Genomic DNA, 22,677 nt, shown 5'->3' with positions numbered 1-22,677 from the left:
ACTTTTAAAGGCGCGGCGTTTTTATCCCCTTGACGCCAAGCCTGCAGGTACAGGGAAGTACCTGAAAACCCAATCTATTTCTTCTTGATGGCGATGCTGTGATCGTGTTCACCGCAGTCATGCTTGCTGTCACAGGCTTCTACCTCAACGCATCCCGCACACAGGCCATGCGCCTCCACCACGTTATGGCGCAGAACAAAACCAGACTCCTTCGCCAGTTTCTGCAGCGTCTCTTCGACCCCGTCGGTAGTGCGTTCGGTCACCTGACCACAGCGATCGCAGATAAACAGCGCGGAAGTGTGCGTCGGCTGTTCGAAGTGATGGCACAGCACGTAGCTGTTAGCCGATTCCACCCGGTGAATGAAGCCTTGTTCCAGCAGGAAATCCAGCGCACGGTACACCGTTGGCGGTTTGGCCTGGGGTTCGGCGACGCGCAGCAGATCGAGCAGGTCGTAAGCGCTGATGGCACCGGGCTGCTGTGCCATCAGGCGTAACACTTCCAGCCGCTGCGGTGTCAGACGCACATTGCGTTGCTGACAGAGTTGTTCTGCCTGCGCCAGCAGCTTTTCCTGGGTGCTTGAGTTCATGGCAAATTTCCCGGTACGTAAAAAAGCCGATTTTACCATGCTTCAGTCAAATCGCCGAGAGTCGGCCCCGTTTCCTCTGATATGGCGCACTAATCGGCTGGTTTACCGCCTGCTGCCAGTCACGAGTGTGACGATGTTCACATTTGGAGCGCCGGAGACAGTGGATCCTTAGCCGGCAAGTGAGTGCTGCAAGCGCTCTGCCAGCGCGGCCATTTCCGGCGCAGGATTATGGCCTATCAGCATAAAACCATGACGGCCATCGGCCCAGTAGACCACGTTCATCCCCTGGCGGCGCTCGCTTTGGGCGGACTGCGGCTTGCCCGGTTGCTGAACAATACACAGCGCCAGCGCACCGAATTGTGCATCCAGCCAGGTTAATTGAGCGATACGCCGATCGTCATAAGCCAGCATGCGAGCGTTTTTCAGCTCGGCGCCGCTCAACATTAACTTCGGTACCGAGAGTGCGATGCCCAGCCGATCGCCGGTTTGCTGTAGCTGATGGGCAATCTGTGTTGTCGTATCATCGAAGCCTGCCAGCGTTTCCGGCGTGTACAGTGCCATATATTGGGCGACCAGACCGCGCCAGTTGTCTTCGGGCTGGCTGAGCTGTAAATAAGCGCGATCGCCGGCGATGCCGAGTGCCAGAAAACCAACGGCGGCGGCGATCAGGCTGCGCCGACTGATACCGCGCTGTGGCACTGGGGCGGTAAGGGGGCCTGCGGAGTGCAGACGTTGTACCGGCGCCTCATCAAGCAATGGGGCAAATGCCTGCTTAAAAGGCAGGGTGCTGCGTGCCAATAACGACAAACGTTCTGCCAGCGCGGGTTCATCGATCAGACGCTGTTCCAGAAGCTGGCGCTGCCGTGGGTCCAATTGATTGTCCAGATAGGCGACCAGCAGTTCATCCGCAGCGTAGGTTGAGCTCATTATTGTTCTCCTTTTGCCTGGGGTGAACGGGTTTGCAGCACGCTGTCGTTTGCCAATCTCAGGCGCGCCGCTGCCAGACGACTCATGATGGTGCCGATGGGCACGCCAAGTACCTCGGCGGCTTCACGGTAAGACAGCTCCTCCACATAGACCAGAAACAGCGTATTGCGCTGCGCCTCCGGCAGACGGTTAACCCGCAGCATCACCTCATTAGCCCAAATCGGCTCTTCGCTGTTTTCCTGCCCGGTCAGTTCGTCGACGTCGACAAAACCCTGCCCCTGGCGGATATGCTGGGCGCGAGTCTCGTTAAGCCAGATAGAATGAAGGATCGCAAACAACCAGCGGTCCATCCGCGTGCCCACGGCAAACTGTGCGGCGCGTTCCAGCGCACGCACGCAGGTGGCTTGAACCAAATCGTCGGCAACATCCCGCCGGTGAGAAAGCACCAGGCCATAGCGCCACAGGCGGGAAAGATACTGGCCGATTTCGTTACGGATCGCGTCGCTACTGATGTTTACCTCCGGGCCAGGCTAGATCATGATTCTGGGTGGTGATCGATGGCTGCCGCCAGATCGCGGTACTCTTCACAGCCGGTGCCGCAGAGCGACTGGATCACCTTCAGTTGCTCTTTCGCCAAATCCTGACGGCCCTTGACCATATAGGCTTCACCCAGATATTCACGGACTTTTGGGTATTTCGGATCAAGCGCTACTGATTTTAAATAGTAGCCGATCCCTTCATCGGTGCGGCCGAGCTTGCGGGTGGCGTAGCCGCGGTAGTTCAGTGCAACCGCGGTGTTAGGATCCTTCAGGGTATTGAGCACATCGAGGGCTTCCTGATAGCGGCCGCTTTTTGCCAGCGAATAGGCATAATTCGCTCTATCGTTGTCGCCGATCATGCTGCCTTTATCCACCATGCAGGTCTTGGTTTTGGTATCGTATATTTGGCCTTTCGGACAGGTGGGGGTGGTCTGGCCGCTACCGTCACCGCCCATCGCCAGGGCCGCACCGGAGAGCAGCAGAGAACCGGCAATGACCGGCAGCAGCAGGCGTTTAACGAAACTGTTCATGGTTATTTCCTCATTGGGAAGGGCGCAGAGCTGCACCCCTGTCGAGTGAACACCCGACAGGGCTTTTTTATTCGTTTTTTCGGGGGCTTTTTTAACCGGGCGGTACAGCGGTTTTCCCAACGCCGTCGATTGTCGCTATAATAGCCGTTTGCGGCAGCATGCCGTTCGTTGAAACCAGACAGAATCAGGTAGCCAGTAACCCAGCATGACGACAGACAACAACGCTCCAAAATACGCCGCCAATCGTTTCTCCATCGCGCCGATGCTCGACTGGACCGATCGTCATTGCCGTTACTTCCACCGCCTGCTGACCAAGGAAACACTGCTGTATACCGAGATGGTGACTACCGGCGCGATTATCCACGGCAAGGGCGACTATCTGGCCTACAGCGAAGAAGAACATCCGGTGGCGCTGCAGCTGGGCGGTAGCGATCCGGCCGCGTTGGCGCACTGTGCCAAATTGGCCGAGCAGCGCGGCTACGACGAGATTAATCTTAACGTCGGTTGTCCGTCCGATCGGGTGCAGAATGGGATGTTCGGTGCCTGTCTGATGGGGCAGGCAACGTTGGTTGCCGACTGCATCAAGGCAATGCGTGACGTGGTGTCGATCCCGGTGACGGTGAAAACCCGTATCGGCATTGATGACCAGGACAGCTATGAGTTTCTGTGTGATTTTATCGCCACCGTTGCCGGACGCGGTGAATGCGATATGTTCACCATTCATGCGCGCAAAGCCTGGCTGTCGGGCCTGAGCCCGAAAGAGAATCGTGAAGTGCCACCGCTGGATTATCCGCGTGTCTATCAGTTAAAACGTGATTTCCCAGAACTGACTCTGGCCATCAATGGCGGGGTGAAAACGCTGGAAGAGGCGAAGCAGCATCTACAGCATCTGGACGGCGTAATGATGGGGCGCGAAGCCTATCAGAACCCAGGCATTCTGGCGCGGGTCGACAGTGAACTGTTCGGTCGCCAGACCGACGTGATGGACAGCGTGGCGATTATTGAGTCGCTGTACCCTTACATCGAACGTGAACTGTCGAACGGCACCTATTTGGGCCATATCACCCGCCATATTTTGGGCCTGTTCCAGGGCGTACCGGGCGCGCGTCAGTGGCGTCGCCACCTGAGCGAAAATGCCCATAAGCCAGGGGCTGATGCGCGCGTGGTTGAGCAGGCACTGGACTTGGTGCGCTTGCCGCGTACCGAAATGGCGTAATCGACATAAATATCTGACTAAAAGTTAGCATTTTTGACCAGGCATGTCGCGTTGTGTGATGTGCCTTTTTTTTAATTTCAGTCACTTAGTTTCCACTCCGGTCTGGCACGCTTCTTGTAATAGCTCAGCAGATACTTTGTTTTGCGAAGGAGCAAAATCATGTTGGAACTCTTCTTTCTGGTCGGCTTTGTTGTGATGCTGATGGTGACCGGGATTTCACTGCTGGGCGTGTTTGCCGCGTTGCTGGTGGCGGCGGCGTTTATGTTACTCGGTGGTCTGTTTGCGATGGTGATTAAGCTGCTGCCGTGGTTGATTCTGGCTGTGGTAGGTGTCTGGATTTACCGTTCGATGCAGAAACCGCAAATACGCCGCTACTGATTTTTTTGTTGAATAATCAGTCGGTCACGCTGAAATCTACGCAACAGACTTGTTCTGAATGCGGCAGCGATCACAGCTTGGCGCTTTAAATGCTAATGCGCCGCATTAGCCATGTTTTTTGCCTTTCCGGGCTGTTAGGATATTCGTCGATGCAGCGATGCGACCTATTTCATCACCGCAAGAGACACTGATCCAATACGAGTGTTGCTCAAGCAACCCCCTGTTTCTGGCGGACTCTGCTCTACCCCTACAAACGCAGTAATAGAAAGGGCTCCTTACGGGGCCCTTTTCTTTTGCCGGTGATCAGGGGATCAGCAAGCTTGAACCGCTGGTGTTGCGGCTTTCCAGCACCTGATGCGCGCGTTGTGCATCGGCCAGCGCAAACTTTTGCTCTTCCTTCACATCGACTTTGATAGCCCCGCTGCCGATCAATGAAAAAAGCTCATTGCTGGCATACTGCAGTTCAGCGCGGTTGGTAATGTAGCCGTTAAGCGAAGGGCGGGTGACGTACAGTGAGCCTTTTTGGTTCAGCAGCGCCAGATCAACACCGGTGACAGGGCCGGAGGCATTGCCAAAGCTCACCATTAGCCCACGCCGCTTCAGGCTGTTAAGCGAGGCCTGCCAGGTACTTTGGCCTACCGAGTCGTAAACGACGCCGACTTTCTCGCCCTGTGTCAGCTCAGACACGCGCTGTGCGATATCTTCTTTATGGTAATTGATGGTTGCCCAGGCGCCGGCGTGCTTCGCCAGTTCGGCCTTTTCATCGGAGCCGACGCTACCGATAAGTTTTGCCCCGAGCGCTTTAGCCCACTGGCAGGCAATCAGCCCAACTCCCCCTGCGGCGGCATGAAACAGGAACACTTCACCCGGTTGCACCTCATGGGTTTGGCGCAGCAAATAATGCACCGTCAACCCTTTCAGGAAAGAGGCTGCGCCCTGCTCAAAGCTCAGGTTATGCGGTAGCAATGCCACTTTTTCCTGCGAAACGTTGTGCACGTCGCTGTAGGCGCCAAGCGTCGACTGGGCATACACCACCCGGTCACCCGGTTTCAGCACGCTGACACCGGCACCGACCTTGGTGACTACCCCGGCAGCCTCAGTGCCCAACCCGCTCGGCAGCTTGGCGGGCGGGTACAGACCGCTGCGCACGTAGGTGTCGATATAGTTGATGCCGATCGCCTTGTTCTCGATTTGCACCTCACCGGCTGCCGGGTCTACGGGGGTAAAATCAACGTATTGCAAGACTTCCGGGCCGCCGGTGGCGGAGAATTGAATGCGCTTTGCCATTTCATTACCTCGTGTGGGGGTCTGATTTCACCCTACGCGTTTTAGCATCGGCGATCCAGTTTGCCCTGGGGGGCTTGATACTTTTTGCATCTGTTATGCGCAGGAATCACAGCTAAAAATCACGTATACTCTCGCGTCAGGATCCTCCATTCGCCACCGGATAAAGAATACGTTTCATGGCAGGAAAAAAACCAACCAACAGAACAAACGCAGACGAAGCCAAAGAGCGCCCAAGAGACCGCCAGATGGAAGGGCTGAAGATGCCGCCACATTCGCTGGAGGCGGAACAGTCCGTGTTGGGCGGTTTGATGCTGGATAACGAACGTTGGGACAACGTGTCCGAACGCGTAGTCTCCAACGATTTCTTCAGCCGCCCGCATCGCCTGATCTTTACCGAGATGCAGCGCCTGCTGGAAATGAGCCGACCGATCGACCTGATCACCCTGTCCGAATCGCTGGAACAGCGCGGTGAACTCGATTCCGTCGGGGGCTTCGCCTACCTGGCCGAATTATCGAAAAACACTCCAAGTGCTGCCAACATCGGTGCTTATGCAGATATCGTGCGTGAACGTGCGGTAGTGCGTGAGATGATCTCGGTAGCCAATGAAATCGCCGACGCCGGTTACGATCCACAGGGTCGCAGCAGTGAAGACCTGCTCGATCTGGCCGAATCACGGGTGTTCCAAATCGCGGAAAACCGGGCCAGCAAAGATGAAGGCCCGAAAGGCATTGAGCGTATCCTGGAAGATACCGTTGCGCGCATAGAACAGCTGTATCAGCAGCCACACGATGGCGTTACCGGGGTAGATACCGGCTATCAGGATCTCAATAAGAAAACCGCCGGTTTGCAGAAATCGGATCTGATCATCGTCGCCGCCCGTCCTTCGATGGGTAAAACTACCTTCGCCATGAACCTGTGCGAACACGCCGCGATGACGCAGGAAAAGCCGGTACTGATCTTCAGCCTTGAGATGCCAGGCAACCAGATCATGATGCGTATGCTGGCGTCGCTTTCGCGTGTAGACCAGACGCGTATTCGTACCGGCCAGCTCGATGACGAGGACTGGGCGCGAATTTCCAGCACCATGGGTATCCTGCTGGAGAAGCGCAATATGTACATTGATGACTCCTCCGGCCTGACGCCAACCGAAGTTCGCTCCCGTGCGCGCCGTATTTTCCGTGAACATGACGGCCTGAGCCTGATCATGATCGACTACCTGCAGCTGATGCGTGTGCCGTCCTTGTCCGACAACCGTACGCTGGAGATCGCTGAAATTTCCCGTTCGCTCAAGGCGTTGGCGAAAGAACTGCAGGTGCCGGTGGTGGCGCTGTCGCAGTTGAACCGAAGCCTGGAGCAGCGTGCCGACAAGCGCCCGGTCAACTCCGACCTGCGTGAGTCCGGTTCCATCGAGCAGGATGCCGACCTGATTATGTTCATCTACCGTGATGAGGTTTATCACGAGAACAGCGATCTGAAAGGGATTGCCGAAATTATTTTAGGTAAGCAACGTAACGGCCCAATCGGTTCCGTGCGTCTGACCTTTAACGGCCAGTGGTCGCGTTTTGATAATTACGCGGGGCCACAATATGATGACGAATAATCAGCTAAGGAACTGAAATGAAAGCGGCAACCGCTGTAATCGATCGCCGCGCTCTGCGACATAATCTGCAACAGGTGCGCCGCCAGGCGCCGCAAAGTCGCCTGATTGCCGTTGTGAAAGCAAACGCTTATGGACATGGCCTGCTGGAAACAGCGCACACCCTGCAAGACGCCGACTGTTACGGCGTGGCGCGCATTGGCGAGGCGCTGATGCTGCGCTCCGGCGGTATCGTCAAACCGATCCTGATGCTGGAAGGTTTCTTCTGTGCCGAAGATCTGCCGGTGTTGGTGGCCAACAACATCGAAACTGCCGTACACAGCATCGAACAGCTTGAAGCGCTGGAGCAGGCCACGTTGGCGCGACCGGTACCGGTGTGGATGAAGCTCGATACCGGCATGCATCGTCTGGGCGTGCGCCCGGAGCAGGCAGAGGCGTTCTATCAGCGTCTGAGTGCCTGCCGTAACGTGGTGCAGCCGGTCAATCTCATGAGCCATTTCAGCCGCGCCGATGAGCCTGAGTCGGACACTACGCTCAAGCAAATACAGTGTTTCGAAAGCTTTGCCGCCGGTAAACCGGGGCAGCGTTCGATCGCCGCCTCCGGTGGCACCCTGCTGTGGCCGGATGCGCACAACGAGTGGGTACGCCCAGGCATTATCTTGTACGGTGTTTCACCGATGGAAGGTTCCCAAGGCTGTCAGTATGACCTGCAACCGGCCATGACGCTTAAATCCAACCTGATCGCGGTGCGTGAACACAAAGCCGGTGAATCGGTGGGTTACGGCGGCACCTGGATTAGCGCAGGTGATACCCGTTTGGGCGTGGTGGCAATGGGTTATGGCGACGGCTACCCGCGCAGTGCACCGACGGGGACACCGGTGTGGCTTAACGGCCGTGAAGTGCCGATAGTCGGTCGGGTGTCGATGGACATGATGTCGGTCGATTTGGGGCCGGAGGCTACCGATAAGGTTGGCGATGAAGTGGTGCTGTGGGGCCAGGCTTTACCGGTCGAACGCATTGCCGACTGTACCGGCATCAGCGCTTATGAACTGATTACCAAACTGACGCAGCGCGTGTCGATGGAATACATCGGCGAATAGCCTGTGAGGGGCCAGCGCCTGCCGGCCCCAATCATTAATGCGTTATTTCTTTACCGCCAGCCATTGATCGATAATGCTCTGATACTCGCCGGTCGCTTTGGACAGGTGCAGCCACTGATCCACATACAATTTCCAGCTTAAATCATCACGCGGCAGCATGTAGGCCTTCTCGCCGTACTGCATCGGTTTTTTGGGATTCACCGCGCACAGTTTCGGGAAACGCTTTTGCTGATACAGCGCCTCGGAGGCGTCGGTGATCATCACATCGGCTTTCTTGTCGACCAACTGCTGGAAAATTCCCACGTTATCATGGGTCAGCGTCAGTTTGGCCTTGGGCAGATAGGCGTGCACGAAGGCTTCATTGGTACCGCCCGCCGGCTCCAGCAGACGCACCGACGGTTTGTTGATCTGGTCGATGGTGCGGTATTTCTTCACGTCGGTGCAGCGTACCAATGGGATCTTGCCGTCGGTATCCAGCATGTCGGCGAAAAATACCTGCCTTTGACGCTGCAGCGTGACGGAGATACCGCCCATGGCGATGTCGCATTTACCGGCGACGAAGTCCGGCGTCAGGGTTTTCCAACTGGTTTTTACCCATTTCACTTTGGCGCCCAGGCTTTTGGCCAGCGATTCCGCCATATCGATATCAATGCCTTCATAGCTGCCGTCTTCTTTCAGGAAGGTATAAGGTTTGTAATCGCCGGTGGTACACACTTCCAGTGTGCCCTGCTGGATCACCTTATCCAGGTGCGATTGAGCGCTGGCGCTCCCGGCGGCAACCAGCAGTGCGAGAGGTAATAATTTTTTCATCGGCGTCCTTTTTATACATTCGTGGTTTTATGCGCTCTTTAGGCGTTAATTGTCGCTGACTTGCGCGAGTTACCCACTTTTTATGCCATTAGCAGGTGGAAACGTTCGGCATTGCTGCTGCGCGCTTCACAACCTCGGTGGGGGCAGGGTATCCACAGTCAAAAAACTGATAGGCTGTAACGTCAACATTTATTAACACAGTTTACAGGTGGCTATGTACAACATTGACGATTTTGATATGAAAATCCTGACGCTGCTACAGGCCAATGGCCGTCTGACCAATCAGGAACTGAGCGATCTGGTGGGGTTGTCGGCCTCCCAGTGTTCCCGGCGGCGCATCAGTCTGGAGCAGGCGCAGCTGATCCGCGGCTACCATGCACGACTGGCACCGGAGGCCGTCGGGCTGGGGCTGGTGGGGCTGATAGAAGTGAGCCTGACTCACCATGGTCAGGAGCAGATCGACAGTTTCCACCAGATGCTGGAAGAAGTGGACGCCATTCTTGACGCCTATAAAACCACCGGCGATGCTGATTATCTGCTGAAGGTGGCGGTGGCAGACCTGCCGGCGCTGGACGATTTTATCAGTCAGACGCTGTCGCGGCATAAAAGCGTGGCGCATATCAAAACGGCGGTGGTGCTCAACCGAATCAAGGAAAACGGTTTGTTGCCGGTTGCGCGATAAAGCTAAAACCGAACGCCGTTTTCCGTCTATATTAGAGCCTGATGCTGTGCCCCCGAACCCTAATAATCCAGGAGAACAACCCGTGTTTCAGAACGTTGATGCCTATGCAGGTGACCCGATCCTGTCGCTGATGGAAAAATTCAAAAAAGATCCCCGTTCGCACAAGGTTAACCTGAGTATCGGCCTTTACTATGACGAGCAGGGCATTATCCCGCAGATGAAGGCGGTTGCCGCCGCAGAAGCGCAACTGAGCAGCGTGGATCACGGCGCGTCAGTGTACCTGCCGATGGAAGGCCTGCTGCCTTACCGTACTGCGATTCAACACCTGCTGTTCGGTGCCGAGCACCCGATGTTGCAACAGGGGCGTATCGCCACCATTCAGACCGTGGGCGGTTCCGGCGCGTTGAAAGTCGGTGCCGACTTCCTGAAAAGCTATTTCCCTGATTCGCAGGTGTGGGTCAGCGATCCGACCTGGGAAAACCACATCGCCATCTTTGGCGGTGCCGGCTTCAAGGTCAATACCTATCCCTACTTCGACAGCGAAAGCCTGGGCGTGAAGTTTGACGCCATGCTGAGCGCATTGAAACAGCTGCCGAAGCACAGCATCGCGCTGCTGCACCCGTGCTGTCATAACCCGACCGGCTCTGACCTGACTCATGCCCAGTGGGATGACGTGGTCAAAGTGATTGCCGAACGTGAACTGATCCCGTTCCTTGATATCGCCTATCAGGGCTTTGGCGGTGGGATTGCCGATGACGCCTATGCCATCCGCACTATCGCCGCGGCCGGTCTGCCATGCCTGGTGAGCAATTCGTTCTCGAAAATTTTCTCGCTGTACGGCGAACGCGTCGGCGGTCTGTCGGTGGTGTGCGAAAGCGAAGAGGCGGCGGGGCGCGTATTGGGCCAGTTGAAGGCTACGGTTCGCCGCAACTATTCCAGCCCGCCGAACTTCGGTGCGCAGGTGGTGGCAAAGGTGCTGAACGATGCGCAGCTGAAAGCCCAGTGGCTGGCAGAGGTCGAAACCATGCGCACCCGTATCCTTGAGATGCGCAAAACGCTGGTGGAAGCGCTGAAAGTTGCTCTGCCGCAGCGTAACTTCGATTACCTGCTGGAACAGCGCGGCATGTTCAGCTACACCGGTTTCAGCGCAGCACAGGTCGATCGCCTGCGTGAAGAGTTCGGTGTGTACCTGATCCACAGCGGCCGTGTCTGCATGGCCGGCCTGAACCATAACAACGTGCATCAGGTGGCCGAGGCGTTTGCCGCAGTGCAATAATGTTGTTAGGGTTTGAGGTTCGCAAGGGAGCGATAGCGATATCGCTCCCTTTTCGTTGTCGGTTTGTCGCCGGAGTTGCTGCAAACTGGATAGAGAATATACTGATTGAGGGGCGCTCACTCATGTGGCATCAGCAAACGCTAATCCTCAGCGCAAAAGCGCGTGGTTTTCATCTGGTTACCGAAGAGATTACCGACCAGCTAACCCACTTACACCGCCTGCAAACTGGCCTGTTGCATCTCTTGTTGCAACATACCTCAGCCTCGCTGACGCTGAACGAGAACTGCGATCCTACGGTACGAGCCGATATGGAACAGCATTTCCTGCGTCAGGTGCCAGAGAACGCACCCTATCAGCACGACTACGAAGGGCCGGACGACATGCCGGCACACATCAAATCCTCTCTGTTGGGCACGTCCTTGACGTTGCCTGTCGGTCACGGGCGACTGATGCTGGGCACATGGCAGGGAATTTGGCTGGGGGAGCACCGCATCCACGGCGGTTCACGCCGGGTTGTGGCCACTTTACAGGGGGAATAACCCAATGAATAACACAGCACTGCTGGAGTACTGCATGGCGAAGCCGGGCGCGGAACAGAGCGACCAGAACCAGTGGCAGGCCAGTCAGATCAAGGTTGGCGACGTGATGTTCGCCATGGTGTGCGAGGTGCAGGGGCGGCCGGCACTGGCGGTAAAATCCAGCCCGGAACTGGCGGAGAGCCTGCGGGAACACCATCCGGAGATCGTCGCTTGTGAGCGGCTGAACAAAGCGCACTGGAATACGGTGTTTCTTGACGGCAACCTGCCGAACTCGCAGTTTTATACCCTGATCGACAGTTCTTATCAGTTGGTGCTGGAAGGGTTACCTGAACACGTGCGTCAGGAATTGCGCGCTTAAGCGTTGAGGGCAGGCGCACCGCCTGCCTTTTTGATTGTCCATCGCCCTATTTGCCTATCATATTGTGATCGCCCCCGGGTGTTGGGAACGTTCCCGTTTCATTATGCGACGGGAACGACTAGGCTTTTGAACCATAAACTGCCAGACCAAAGGATGCCGTGAGATGGCCATGAGTGAACAGAAACGCAAGATGATTGCCGGCGAGTTATATGATGCCGGCGACGAGCTACTGCGTAGCGAGCGTAAGCATGCACGTCAGTTGGTACACCATTACAACCATTCTTCCCCGGATGAGGCCGAACTGCGTAAACAGTGGCTGGCGGAGCTGTTGGGCCAGTATCGGGGCGGAACCATCGAGCCGACGTTTCGCTGCGATTACGGCTACAACATCTACTTGGGTGAAAATTTTTACGCCAATTTTGACTGCGTGATCCTCGACGTGTGTGAAGTGCATATCGGTGATAACTGCATGCTGGCACCAGGGGTGCATATCTACACAGCCACCCATCCTTTGGATGCGGAAACCCGCGTCGGCGGCGCGGAGTTCGGCAAGCCGGTGCGCATTGGCGATAACGTGTGGATTGGCGGTCGGGCGGTGATTAACCCGGGCGTGACTCTGGGGGATAACGTGGTGGTGGCATCCGGTGCGGTGGTGACTAAAGACGTACCCGCCAACTGCGTGGTCGGCGGCAACCCGGCACGGGTGATTAAACAACTGTAAGAAAAAATCGGGCGCCGCAGTGGGCGCCCGAAGAGTCAAGCTCGCAGGGAGTTGATATCCACCACGAAGCGGTATTTCACGTCGCTTTTCAGCATCCGCTCATAGGCCTGGTTGATTTGCTGCATCGGGATCAGTTCGATGTCCGAGGTAATACCGTGCTGACCACAGAAATCCAGCATCTCTTGGGTTTCTGCAATACCGCCGATCAGCGAACCGGCGAGGCGGCGGCGTTTCATGATCAGATTAAACACCTGCGGTGACGGGTGATCGTGTTCCGGCGCGCCGACCAGCGTCAGGGTGCCGTCGCGGCGCAGCAGGTTGAGGAACGGGTTCAGATCGTGCTGTGCCGCAACGGTGTTAAGAATAAAGTCGAAGCTGTTGGTGTGCTGCGCCATCTGTTCCGGGTTGCGGGAAATGACCACTTCGTGGGCACCGAGGCGTTTGGCGTCCTCGACTTTGGACTCGGAGGTCGTGAACAGCACCACATGCGCGCCCATCGCCCGAGCCAATTTGACCCCCATATGCCCCAATCCGCCCAGACCCACGATGCCGACCTTTTTACCGGGCCCTGCACCCCATTGGCGTAGCGGGGAGTAGGTGGTGATACCGGCGCACAGCAGTGGTGCTACACCGGCCGGATCGAGATTCTCCGGCACCCGCAGCACAAAGTCCTGGTCCACGGTCATCGCGGTTGAGTAGCCGCCGTAAGTGATGGCACCGGTTTGCCGATCCTGTCCGTTATAGGTGCCGGTGAAGCCGTTTTCACAGTATTGCTCCAGCCCTTCTTCACAGCTCGGACAGCTACGACAAGAGTCCACCATACACCCCACGCCGACCAAATCGCCGACCTGATAGCGTGAAACATGGCTGCCGACGGCGCTTACGCGGCCAACAATCTCGTGGCCAGGCACCACCGGGAAAATCGTGTTGCTCCATTCGTTGCGGGCCTGGTGCAGATCAGAATGGCAGACGCCACAGAACAGAACGTTGATTTGCACATCGTGGTCGCGCAGGGTGCGCGGCGTGTAATCAAAAGGAACAAGCGCTGACTTGGCGTCGTGCGCGGCATAAGCGTGCGTAATGTTCATGGTCACTCCAGTCATCAATGGGGGGAACGTCTTCCTGCAGCAGGATGCCGGTGAAACGCGGCCTGGGTAAAGCAGGTGGCCACAGAGGGAACATTGATGATAAAAGCTGCGAGCGCGGAGGGAAATGCCTGAAAATGTCTAAATCTTGCCTGTTTCTGTTCAATTTGAGCGAAACAGGTAATAACGCGGGCCGTCACAGGGACGGCCCGCCAGGCAGGGATTACTTCTTCTTCAGTAGTGGCTTAAGGAAGCGCGCGGTATGCGAAGCCTCGCAGTTGGCTACGGTTTCCGGCGTGCCGGCAACCAGGATCTCACCGCCGCCGCTGCCGCCTTCCGGTCCCAGGTCGACGATCCAGTCCGCGGTTTTAATCACGTCCAGATTGTGCTCAATCACCACGATGGTATTGCCCTGATCGCGCAGCTGATGCAGTACCGCCAACAGCTGCTGGATATCGGCGAAGTGCAGGCCGGTGGTTGGCTCATCCAGGATATACAGCGTTTGGCCGGTGCCGCGTTTTGACAGCTCACGTGCCAGCTTGACGCGTTGCGCCTCGCCGCCGGACAGCGTGGTGGCCGACTGGCCGAGACGGATGTACGACAGGCCCACTTCCATCAGGGTTTGCAGCTTACGCGCCAATGCAGGCACCGCGTCGAAGAATTCGCGCGCCTCTTCGATGGTCATCTCCAGCACTTCGTGAATGCTTTTGCCTTTGTACTTCACTTCCAGCGTTTCGCGGTTATAGCGTTTGCCTTTGCACTGGTCGCACGGCACGTAGATGTCCGGCAGGAAGTGCATCTCAACCTTGATCACGCCGTCGCCCTGACAGGCTTCGCAGCGGCCACCTTTGACGTTAAAGCTGAAGCGGCCTGGGTTGTAGCCACGGCTACGCGACTCAGGCACGCCGGCGAACAGTTCACGCACCGGGGTGAAGATACCGGTGTAGGTCGCCGGGTTGGACCGTGGGGTACGACCGATCGGGCTTTGATCGATGTCGATCACCTTGTCGAAATGCTCCAGGCCGGTCACGTCGCGGAACGGGGCCGGTTCGGCCAGGGTGGCGCCGTTGAGCTGGCGCTGGGCGATTGGGAACAGCGTGTCGTTGATAAGCGTTGACTTGCCCGAGCCGGAAACCCCGGTAATGCAGGTAAACAGCCCCACCGGCAGCGTCAGCGTCACGTCTTTCAGGTTGTTGCCGCGTGCGCCGCTCAGCTTCAGCACCTTGGTTGGGTCGGCCGGTACACGCTGCTCAGGAATGGCAATCTCACGTTTGCCGCTGAGGAACTGGCCGGTCAGTGATTCCGGCTTAGCCATAATGTCTTCGACGGTGCCTTCTGCCACCACCTGACCGCCGTGCACCCCGGCACCGGGGCCGATGTCGATCACGTGATCGGCGGCGCGGATGGCGTCTTCGTCATGCTCAACCACGATCACCGTGTTACCCAGGTTGCGCAGGTGGATCAGCGTTTCCAGCAGGCGTTCGTTGTCGCGCTGATGCAGGCCGATTGACGGCTCGTCCAGTACATACATTACGCCCACCAAACCGGCACCAATCTGGCTGGCCAGACGGATACGCTGTGCCTCACCGCCGGACAGGGTTTCCGCCGAGCGCGACAGCGACAGGTAGTTCAGACCGACGTTCACCAGGAACTTCAGGCGGTCGCCAATTTCTTTCAGCACTTTCTCGGCAATCTGGGCGCGTTGGCCGCTGAGCTTCATGTTCTGGAAGAAGGTCATGGCGTGGCCGATGCTCAGATCGGAGATTTCCGGCAGCGTGGTGTCTTCAACAAACACGTTACGCGCTTCTTCACGCAGGCGGGTGCCGTGGCACGAGGCGCAAGGACGGTTGCTGATAAACTTGGCCAGCTCTTCGCGAACCGCGCTCGATTCGGTCTCTTTATAGCGGCGCTCCATATTGTGCAGCACGCCCTCGAACGGATGGCGGCGCACGGTGGTATCACCGCGATCGTTGATGTATTTGAATTCGATGGTCTCTTTGCCGGAACCGCTGAGCACCGCTTTCTGCACGTTGGCATCCAGGCTGTTGAACGGCGCTTCGACGTCGAACGCGTAGTTTTCCGATAACGAACGCAGCATCTGGAAGTAATAGAAGTTACGGCGATCCCAGCCGCGGATCGCACCGCCGGCCAGTGAAAGCTCAGGATTCTGTACCACGCGTTCCGGATCGAAAAACTGCTGCACGCCCAGGCCATCACAGGTCGGGCAGGCACCGGCCGGGTTATTGAACGAGAACAGCCGTGGTTCCAGCTCGCGCATGCTGTAGCCGCAGATTGGGCAGGCGAAGTTGGCGGAGAACAGCAGCTCATCGGCTTTCTCGTCGTCCATGTCGGCGACGACGGCCGTGCCGCCGGACAGCTCCAGCGCGGTCTCGAACGATTCCGCCAGGCGCTGCGACATGTCGTCACGCACCTTGAAGCGATCGACCACCACTTCGATAGTGTGTTTTTTCTGCAGCTCCAACTTTGGCGGATCGGAAAGATCGCAGACTTCACCGTCGATACGTGCACGGATATAGCCCTGGGTGGCCAGGTTTTCCAGCGTCTTGGTATGCTCGCCCTTGCGGTCTTTTACCACCGGTGCCAGCAGCATCAGGCGCTTGCCTTCCGGCTGGTTGAGCACGTTGTCCACCATCTGGCTGACGGTTTGCGCCGCCAGCGGGACATGGTGATCCGGGCAGCGCGGTTCGCCGACGCGGGCAAACAACAGGCGCAGGTAATCGTGGATCTCGGTGATTGTGCCGACCGTCGATCGCGGGTTATGTGAGGTCGATTTCTGCTCGATGGAGATCGCCGGTGACAGACCTTCAATGTGGTCGACGTCCGGTTTTTCCATCAGCGAGAGGAACTGGCGTGCATAGGCGGAGAGCGATTCGACGTAGCGACGCTGCCCTTCGGCATACAGAGTATCAAAGGCCAGCGAGGACTTGCCTGAACCGGACAAACCGGTGACGACGATCAGCTTGTCACGCGGGATAATCAGGTTGATGTTTTTGAGATTATGGGTCCGAGCACCACGAACTTCGATATTGTCCATTTACACTTCCCGTCTTGATGATACACCGCGCCTGTCTGGGTGATTTACGGACGATTTTGTGATCGAACGCGCAAAAAACCGGCACAGCCAGTACGAAACGCATAATTATGACACAAAAAAACCTGAATGAATATCCAGTATACGAATGCAACAAGGTCGATCGAAACGACAATTCTGGAATACAATACGCAGTTATCAACACGGGTGTCGTTTCGGGCTGAGCGTGTTAAACTTACTCGTTTATACTGTGTAAAAATCAATCTTCAGGAGAGTTCTCATGGCCAGCAGAGGCGTAAACAAAGTAATTCTGGTCGGGAATCTGGGCCAAGACCCAGAAGTCCGTTACATGCCGAATGGCGGCGCAGTGGCCAACATTACCCTGGCGACCTCCGAAAGCTGGCGTGACAAGGCGACTGGCGAGCAGAAAGAAAAGACTGAGTGGCACCGCGTTGTGCTGTTCGGCAAGCTGGCTGAAGTGGCGGGCGAATATCTGCGTAAAGGTTCCCAGGTGTATATCGAGGGCGCTCTGCAAACCCGTAAATGGACCGATCAGGCTGGCGTGGAAAAATACACCACTGAGATCGTTGTGAACGTGGGCGGCACCATGCAGATGCTGGGCGGCCGTCAAGGCGGCGGCGCACCTGCAGGCGGTGGCCAGGCTTCCGGTGGTCAGGGCGGTTGGGGCCAGCCTCAACAGCCGCAGGGCGGCAACCAGTTCAGCGGCGGCCAGCAGGCTCGCCCAGCGCAAAACAATGCGCCGGCAGCCAGCAGCAATGAACCGCCAATGGACTTCGACGACGATATTCCTTTCTGATATCAGGTTGTCTAAAGCCGATGAAAAAGCCCCGAAAGGGGCTTTTTTGTTACTGAAAGCGGCCGCTTTCACGCCAAATTCACTGCCCGGCTGGCGCTTCTTGCGGTTTCTCTGGTGTCGACGTACTTCTGGGTTTATCCATCGCCTGCTGCTTGCGAGTCCGCTGCTCCATGATCAGCCGATAAGCGACGTAGTATTTGTAGATGTTGCTGACATAGGTCACCGTCTCGGCACCAATCCGCTCGGCGGCCAGGTATTCCACATTGCCAAACCAGATATTGGGGTTAAAGCCGCGCTTCTCGGTTTCGGTGCGCAAACGAGCGATGCGTGCTGGGCCAGCGTTGTAAGAGGCGAATGAGAACAGCACTTTGTCGAGGGGCGTCATCGGCTCATCTGCGTAGTAACGGTCGATCATCCAGCGCATGTATTTCACCCCGGCATTGATATTGGGATCCAGTTTACGGATGTCGCCGACCTTCAGCTCTTTGCCGGTGCCCGGCATCACCTGCATAATACCGATAGCCCCCACCGGGCTGCGGACCGACTGGTTGAGGCGCGACTCCTGATAGCCCTGAGCCACCATCAGTAGCCAGTCCACGTTATAGCGATCGCCATATTTCCTGAACACCTCCACCATCGCCAGAAATTTGGCGCGCTCCTTCTCCGAGGCCGCGTTTTTGACATATTTGGCATTTTTCAGGTAGCGCAACAAAATGGTGTTCCCCAATTTGCTGCCCTGGCGATTTTTCTCTACGAAGCCGTTGAGCAAGGCGAGTAACTGCGGATTATTTTTGCGCACCGCCCAGGCGATGTCGGCATCGTCACGCAGCACCACATTTTCGTGCAGCTGAATTTTGGGAAAAATCTGTTTCCAGAATAGCGCCTTATGGCGGTCAACCACGATAAGTGGAATGAGGCCGGCGCTCAGCATCTCGATCAGATCCTCATCCTCAAGCGCTTCGGGGGCGGTTTCCAGGATAACGGGAGGACGTGATTCCTGGGCAAAGCGTTTGTTCAGGGCCTCCAGGCTTTCGTAATAGCTCGATGAGCGGCGTACGAATACCGTTTTTCCAGAAAGTTGTTCCAGGTTTTCCACCTTGGGTGAGGAGGGGCCAGAAATCAGCAGTTCCTTAACCTTTGGATAGAGGGGGGTGGTGAACGTCACTTGCTCCTGACGTGCCGGGGTAATGGTGAGGTTGGAAGCAGCAATGTCGCCCCGGCCTTCATTGAGGGCATTGAGTAACTGGTCACGAGCTACCGGCACGAAGATGACGCGCACCTTAAGATGGCGCTGTTTGAGTTTTTTATCCTTCATCAACTTGAGATTAAGGTCGCGCTCGAACTCGATAAATATGTCATGGGTGGCTCCACGCTGGGTGCCCTTGGTGATAAAGAAAAAGGTCTTGCTGTAAGTCGTCAATACCCGAATCACCCGTCGATCGAGCATGCCTGGCAAATCCCCCTGCCAGGGTCGCATGATGTCGTCCATATTGACCTGGAGCGTCTCGGGTTCTTCCTGAACGAGCGTTTTATCCTTTACCGGAGCAGCATAAACTGAACCGGCAAACAGCAGGGCTGTGAGGCACATCAGGCAGGCGATGACCAATCGTTGGGAAGAGGTGGCATTCATGGAAGACACTCCGAATGGTGCGTCTTTTCATTGTAGTCAAACTAAAAAAGCCTCGAGAGAGGCTTTTTGTTTTTCTGGGAATATTAAGCCGAGAAACCGCCGTCGATGCTCAGGCTGGCACCGGTGATATAACCCGCCTCAGGGCCAACCAGATAGGCGACGAAGCTGGCGATCTCTTCATCCTTGCCGTAACGGTTGACCGCCATCATCCCTTTCAACTGCTCGGCGAAATCGCTGTCGGCCGGGTTCATATCGGTATCTACCGGGCCGGGCTGCACGTTGTTAACGGTAATGCCGCGCGTGCCGAGATCGCGTGCCATGCCTTTGGTCAGGCCGACCAGTGCAGATTTACTCATTGCATAGACTGCACCGCCGGCAAATGGCATACGTTCGGCGTTGGTACTGCCAATATTGATGATGCGACCGCCATCATTCATATGACGGGCTGCCTCCTGACTGGCAACAAACACGCTGCGAACGTTCACCGCCAGCGTACGGTCCAGATCTTCCAGCGGCAGTTCTTCGGTGCTGCCCATTGCCAGCACACCGGCGTTGTTGACCAAGATATCCAGATTGCCCAGGCTGTTCACTGCCTGGCGCACCGCCTGCTGCAGAGCCGCAGCATCGGCACTGTCGGCCTTGATAGCCAGGGCTTTGCCGCCGGCAGCGGTGATTTCATCGACCAGTGCATCAGCTTTACCGGCGGAGGAGACGTAAGTGAAAGCCACGGCGGCACCTTCGCGCGCCAGACGTTTGGCAATGGCGGCGCCAATGCCGCGTGAACCGCCCTGAATGAAAGCGACTTTACCTTGCAGAGAGAGAGTTGCGGACATGATGTTTCTCCAGAGTGAGATGAGGTTAATAAAGCTACCGATTCAGTATCGGAGAAATTCGGATCGGTAACTAGCCTCAAAGGGCTATAATCAGCTTAAACCACTGGTTTGAAATCGACGGGGATAAATCATGCTTGGGCATCTGGAGTGCTTTGTCAGCAGCGCAGAGAGCGGCAGTTTTTCCGCCGCCGGCCGCAAGCTGGGGATCAGTTCTGCGGCAGTGGGAAAGAACGTCACCAAACTGGAGACGCTGGTCGGCGTGCGGCTATTCCAGCGCAATACGCGTAAATTGACGCTGACCGAAGAGGGCGAACGTTTTTTGCAGGAAGTCAGCGGCGGTTTGCTGTCGATCCAGTGTGCATTGAAAAGTTTGAGTAGCAGTGGTGGGGTCGCGGCGGGAACCCTAAAGGTCAGCATGGGTACCGCTTTCGGCCTGCATTTTGTCTTGCCGATGCTGCCAGACTTTCTGGCGCGTTATCCGTCGATTGTTCCAGACTGGCATTTTGATAATCGTCAGGTGGATTTGATTGGCGAACATTTCGATGCGGCAATGGGCGGCGGTATCGAGCTGGCACAGGGGATGATCGCCCGTGAGCTTGCACCGGCACACGGCGTGCTGGTGGCTTCGACGCAGTATTTGCAACAGTCCCCGTCGCTCCAGCAGCCGGAACAGTTGGTGAGTCATGCGGGCATTTTTATTCGTTCACCGCAAACCGGGCGAGTCCGCAACCTGCCGCTGCGCAATGCGGATAACGAGCAGCGCGCGCCGAGCATGATGATAAAAATGACGGTAAACGAGCCGGAAGCGGCGGCACGGGCAGCAGAAATGGGGTTAGGCATTGCGCTGATCAGCATGCCGAACGCGTTACCTTATCTGGAGAGTGGTCGCCTGGTGCGAGTATTGCCAGGCTGGTATGTTGATCGCGGTAGCGTGCATCTGTATTTTCCCACCACAAAATTCCTGCCTACCAAAACCCGGGTATTTGTTGATTTCATTACCGAACAATTTCGCTTGCAGAAGCTGGCGGCTCGGTTTGATGCGCGCTAGAAACAAGAAAAGCCCCTTGCGGGGCTTCATTCTTCCGTCAGTTTACTGTCTGACGATCAGTTGAAGATTTCTGCGGTGCCGTACAGTTTGTTCTGGCCACCGGCGGAGATGATACGGTAAGAGCTGGCGCCTGATGCTGCGGCTTTGTTGGCCAGTTCAGTTTCCAGTGCACTCAGGTTAGAAGCACCGCTAACGGACACAACACCGATTTTCTGGGCGTCGGCAGCAGGTTGGCTGGTTGGCTGGTCGGCAGCAACGCTGGCGAAAGAGGCGGTAGTCAGTAGCAGAGCAGTAGCAAAAATTTTGATGTTTTTCATGATTCAATCCTCAGGGTATTTTTTAGGTGAGAGGTTGTTGTCTCTCGATGTGGTAGATAATAGGCTGAGGCGGCTGAATAGAAAATCGGAGAGTTTTGATAATCTTCATCAAATAAATTGACTTATTTTTGAGCGGTGCGGCTTGCGCTGGCGTGCTGGAAAAATCGCCACTACCCTTTGAGTAAGCAGGAACCTTAGAGGAGTAAATAGCATGTCAGTCAACGCGTTTATCGGCAGTTGGTCATTGGTGTCTTCTGTCTTCAAAGGGGAAGACGGCAGGGTCAATCACCCGCTGGGCGAGCAGGTGCTGGGTCGCATTAACTACGAACCCAATGGCACCATGGCGGCGCAGCTCTATAGCGCCACCCGGCCACGCTTTGCCGCCGACGATCTGGCGCAGGGCACCGGCCAGGAAATCCACGCCGCCTTTATCAATATGATTTGTTATTTTGGTCGCTATCAGGTGGATGAAAGCGACCAGCGGATAGTGCATCAGGTTGAAGGCAGCTCGTTCCCCAATTGGATCGGTAGCCGTCAGGTGCGTTTTTATCATTTTTCCGGCGATCGTCTCCAGCTTCGTACTGTACCGCTGCAGTTTGGCAACGGCGTACAGATCGGCGAATTGTTATGGCAACGGATAGGAGCGCCCTCATGATCATTGTTCACCATCTGAATAACTCGCGTTCGCAGCGTATCCTGTGGTTTTTGGAAGAGTTGGATGTGCCCTATCAGGTGCAGCGCTATCAGCGCGATCCGCAAACCATGCTGGCGCCGCCGGAATTAAAGAAAATTCATCCGCTGGGCAAGTCACCGGTGATTGTCGATGGCGATCTGACGCTGGCGGAATCCGGCGCCATTATTGAATACCTGCAGGAAGCCTACGACGCGCAGGGGCAGTTTATTCCCACCGACTATCATGCCCGTCAGCAGTACCGGTATTGGTTGCATTATGCCGAAGGGTCGCTAATGCCATTGCTGGTGATGAAGCTGGTGTTTAGCCGGTTGGGCCAGCCGCCGATCCCCTGGCTGTTACGGCCGGTGGCGGGGGCGATTGGCAAAGGCGTGCAGCGTGAATATCTGGACAAACAGATAGCGACACACTGTGATTATCTGGAACAGCACCTGAGCAAAAACACCTGGTTTGTCGGTAATGAATTCAGCGCGGCGGATATCCAGATGAGCTTCCCGTTGGAGGCGATGGCGGCACGTGGCGCACTGGACGGTTGCCCCAAGCTACGCGGTTATCTGCAGCGCATTCATACCCGTCCGGCCTACCAGCGGGCGCTGGAGCAGGGCGGGCCTTATGATCTGCTGAAATAAGGCGATGGGCTATACTCGATGAGGTCA

Annotated in this window: 24 protein-coding genes; 13 read left to right on the top strand and 11 right to left on the bottom strand. The window is 56.4% G+C overall.

Annotation, left to right across the window (positions count from 1 at the left end):
* Positions 1 to 74: 74 nt before the first annotated feature.
* The 4 genes from zur to OCH02_RS12850 all read right to left on the bottom strand — a co-directional run bounded on the left by zur (position 75) and on the right by OCH02_RS12850 (position 2,583).
* Positions 75 to 587, bottom strand: a complete 513-nt coding sequence (gene zur / locus OCH02_RS12865) for a zinc uptake transcriptional repressor Zur (RefSeq protein WP_261431584.1) — start codon at positions 585 to 587, stop codon at positions 75 to 77.
* 168 nt (positions 588 to 755) lie between these two features.
* Entirely contained in the window at positions 756 to 1,514 is a 759-nt protein-coding gene (locus OCH02_RS12860) for an anti-sigma factor family protein (RefSeq protein WP_261431583.1), read from the bottom strand.
* Positions 1,514 to 1,960 (bottom strand): RNA polymerase sigma factor, encoded by a 447-nt coding sequence (locus OCH02_RS12855; protein WP_410001253.1) that lies wholly within the window; start codon positions 1,958 to 1,960, stop codon positions 1,514 to 1,516. Before OCH02_RS12855 ends, OCH02_RS12860 begins: the two co-directional genes overlap by 1 nt.
* A gap of 89 nt (positions 1,961 to 2,049) precedes the next feature.
* Positions 2,050 to 2,583, bottom strand: coding sequence for a tetratricopeptide repeat protein (locus OCH02_RS12850; protein ID WP_261431582.1), 534 nt, complete (start codon positions 2,581 to 2,583; stop codon positions 2,050 to 2,052).
* Between the two features lie 205 nt (positions 2,584 to 2,788).
* Here OCH02_RS12850 and dusA point away from each other — a divergent pair, with 205 nt between their 5' ends.
* Together dusA and pspG are read left to right on the top strand one after the other, a co-directional pair.
* Positions 2,789 to 3,799 carry a tRNA dihydrouridine(20/20a) synthase DusA gene (gene dusA / locus OCH02_RS12845; RefSeq protein WP_261431581.1) on the top strand — a complete coding sequence of 337 codons (1,011 nt, stop codon included), beginning with the start codon at positions 2,789 to 2,791 and terminating at the stop codon, positions 3,797 to 3,799.
* Between the two features lie 159 nt (positions 3,800 to 3,958).
* Positions 3,959 to 4,177, top strand: coding sequence for an envelope stress response protein PspG (pspG, locus tag OCH02_RS12840; RefSeq protein ID WP_174354390.1), 219 nt, complete (start codon positions 3,959 to 3,961; stop codon positions 4,175 to 4,177).
* 303 nt (positions 4,178 to 4,480) lie between these two features.
* On the opposite strand, the gene OCH02_RS12835 is transcribed toward pspG, so the two are convergent.
* The gene (locus OCH02_RS12835; protein WP_261431580.1) at positions 4,481 to 5,464 is read right to left on the bottom strand and encodes a quinone oxidoreductase; all 984 of its coding nucleotides are present in this window, start codon (positions 5,462 to 5,464) and stop codon (positions 4,481 to 4,483) included.
* Positions 5,465 to 5,640: 176 nt separating this feature from the next.
* Between OCH02_RS12835 and dnaB the strand changes: the two genes are divergently transcribed.
* Positions 5,641 to 7,065, top strand: coding sequence for a replicative DNA helicase (gene dnaB, locus OCH02_RS12830; RefSeq protein ID WP_012147143.1), 1,425 nt, complete (start codon positions 5,641 to 5,643; stop codon positions 7,063 to 7,065).
* A 17-nt stretch (positions 7,066 to 7,082) separates the two neighbouring features.
* A complete protein-coding gene (alr, locus tag OCH02_RS12825; protein WP_261431579.1) occupies positions 7,083 to 8,162 on the top strand; it encodes an alanine racemase in 1,080 nt (359 codons plus the stop codon).
* Between the two features lie 42 nt (positions 8,163 to 8,204).
* Here the strand turns inward: alr and OCH02_RS12820 are convergent, their stop codons facing one another.
* On the bottom strand, positions 8,205 to 8,972 hold the full coding sequence (locus OCH02_RS12820; protein ID WP_012147141.1) for a transporter substrate-binding domain-containing protein: 768 nt from the start codon (positions 8,970 to 8,972) through the stop codon (positions 8,205 to 8,207).
* Between the two features lie 214 nt (positions 8,973 to 9,186).
* On the opposite strand from OCH02_RS12820, the gene OCH02_RS12815 reads away from it, so the two are divergent.
* The 5 genes from OCH02_RS12815 to maa all read left to right on the top strand — a co-directional run bounded on the left by OCH02_RS12815 (position 9,187) and on the right by maa (position 12,548).
* Positions 9,187 to 9,654 carry an Lrp/AsnC family transcriptional regulator gene (locus OCH02_RS12815; protein ID WP_261431578.1) on the top strand — a complete coding sequence of 156 codons (468 nt, stop codon included), beginning with the start codon at positions 9,187 to 9,189 and terminating at the stop codon, positions 9,652 to 9,654.
* Positions 9,655 to 9,736: 82 nt separating this feature from the next.
* A complete protein-coding gene (locus OCH02_RS12810; protein ID WP_261431577.1) occupies positions 9,737 to 10,930 on the top strand; it encodes an amino acid aminotransferase in 1,194 nt (397 codons plus the stop codon).
* Between the two features lie 122 nt (positions 10,931 to 11,052).
* Positions 11,053 to 11,469: a secondary thiamine-phosphate synthase enzyme YjbQ gene (locus tag OCH02_RS12805; RefSeq protein WP_017894193.1), complete on the top strand. Its 417-nt coding sequence runs from the start codon at positions 11,053 to 11,055 to the stop codon at positions 11,467 to 11,469.
* Positions 11,470 to 11,473: 4 nt separating this feature from the next.
* Entirely contained in the window at positions 11,474 to 11,827 is a 354-nt protein-coding gene (locus tag OCH02_RS12800; RefSeq protein WP_135318239.1) for an MmcQ/YjbR family DNA-binding protein, read from the top strand.
* A gap of 163 nt (positions 11,828 to 11,990) precedes the next feature.
* The gene (gene maa / locus OCH02_RS12795) at positions 11,991 to 12,548 is read left to right on the top strand and encodes a maltose O-acetyltransferase (protein ID WP_315899196.1); all 558 of its coding nucleotides are present in this window, start codon (positions 11,991 to 11,993) and stop codon (positions 12,546 to 12,548) included.
* A 35-nt stretch (positions 12,549 to 12,583) separates the two neighbouring features.
* On the opposite strand, the gene OCH02_RS12790 is transcribed toward maa, so the two are convergent.
* Together OCH02_RS12790 and uvrA are read right to left on the bottom strand one after the other, a co-directional pair.
* Positions 12,584 to 13,636, bottom strand: coding sequence for an NAD(P)-dependent alcohol dehydrogenase (locus OCH02_RS12790; RefSeq protein ID WP_261431573.1), 1,053 nt, complete (start codon positions 13,634 to 13,636; stop codon positions 12,584 to 12,586).
* 220 nt (positions 13,637 to 13,856) lie between these two features.
* Positions 13,857 to 16,688 carry an excinuclease ABC subunit UvrA gene (gene uvrA, locus OCH02_RS12785; protein WP_261431572.1) on the bottom strand — a complete coding sequence of 944 codons (2,832 nt, stop codon included), beginning with the start codon at positions 16,686 to 16,688 and terminating at the stop codon, positions 13,857 to 13,859.
* Between the two features lie 277 nt (positions 16,689 to 16,965).
* On the opposite strand from uvrA, the gene ssb1 reads away from it, so the two are divergent.
* On the top strand, positions 16,966 to 17,502 hold the full coding sequence (ssb1, locus tag OCH02_RS12780) for a single-stranded DNA-binding protein SSB1 (RefSeq protein ID WP_017894189.1): 537 nt from the start codon (positions 16,966 to 16,968) through the stop codon (positions 17,500 to 17,502).
* Positions 17,503 to 17,581: 79 nt separating this feature from the next.
* Here ssb1 and OCH02_RS12775 read toward each other — a convergent pair whose 3' ends face one another.
* Positions 17,582 to 19,132 (bottom strand): lytic transglycosylase F, encoded by a 1,551-nt coding sequence (locus OCH02_RS12775; protein WP_261431571.1) that lies wholly within the window; start codon positions 19,130 to 19,132, stop codon positions 17,582 to 17,584.
* Between the two features lie 83 nt (positions 19,133 to 19,215).
* On the bottom strand, positions 19,216 to 19,965 hold the full coding sequence (locus OCH02_RS12770; RefSeq protein WP_261431569.1) for a 3-oxoacyl-ACP reductase family protein: 750 nt from the start codon (positions 19,963 to 19,965) through the stop codon (positions 19,216 to 19,218).
* A gap of 130 nt (positions 19,966 to 20,095) precedes the next feature.
* Between OCH02_RS12770 and OCH02_RS12765 the strand changes: the two genes are divergently transcribed.
* Positions 20,096 to 21,013: a LysR family transcriptional regulator gene (locus tag OCH02_RS12765; RefSeq protein ID WP_261431568.1), complete on the top strand. Its 918-nt coding sequence runs from the start codon at positions 20,096 to 20,098 to the stop codon at positions 21,011 to 21,013.
* Between the two features lie 56 nt (positions 21,014 to 21,069).
* On the opposite strand, the gene bhsA is transcribed toward OCH02_RS12765, so the two are convergent.
* On the bottom strand, positions 21,070 to 21,330 hold the full coding sequence (bhsA, locus tag OCH02_RS12760; RefSeq protein WP_012147129.1) for a multiple stress resistance protein BhsA: 261 nt from the start codon (positions 21,328 to 21,330) through the stop codon (positions 21,070 to 21,072).
* 211 nt (positions 21,331 to 21,541) lie between these two features.
* On the opposite strand from bhsA, the gene OCH02_RS12755 reads away from it, so the two are divergent.
* Both OCH02_RS12755 and OCH02_RS12750 read left to right on the top strand, forming a co-directional pair.
* Positions 21,542 to 21,985 (top strand): lipocalin-like domain-containing protein, encoded by a 444-nt coding sequence (locus OCH02_RS12755; RefSeq protein ID WP_261431567.1) that lies wholly within the window; start codon positions 21,542 to 21,544, stop codon positions 21,983 to 21,985.
* Positions 21,982 to 22,650: a glutathione S-transferase family protein gene (locus OCH02_RS12750; protein ID WP_261431566.1), complete on the top strand. Its 669-nt coding sequence runs from the start codon at positions 21,982 to 21,984 to the stop codon at positions 22,648 to 22,650. Before OCH02_RS12755 ends, OCH02_RS12750 begins: the two co-directional genes overlap by 4 nt.
* Positions 22,651 to 22,677: the final 27 nt, after the last annotated feature.

Origin of the sequence: Serratia quinivorans (assembly GCF_946227985.1) — a bacterium.
Lineage (GTDB): Bacteria > Pseudomonadota > Gammaproteobacteria > Enterobacterales > Enterobacteriaceae > Serratia > Serratia quinivorans_A.
This window is presented reverse-complemented; position numbering and strand designations above follow the sequence as displayed.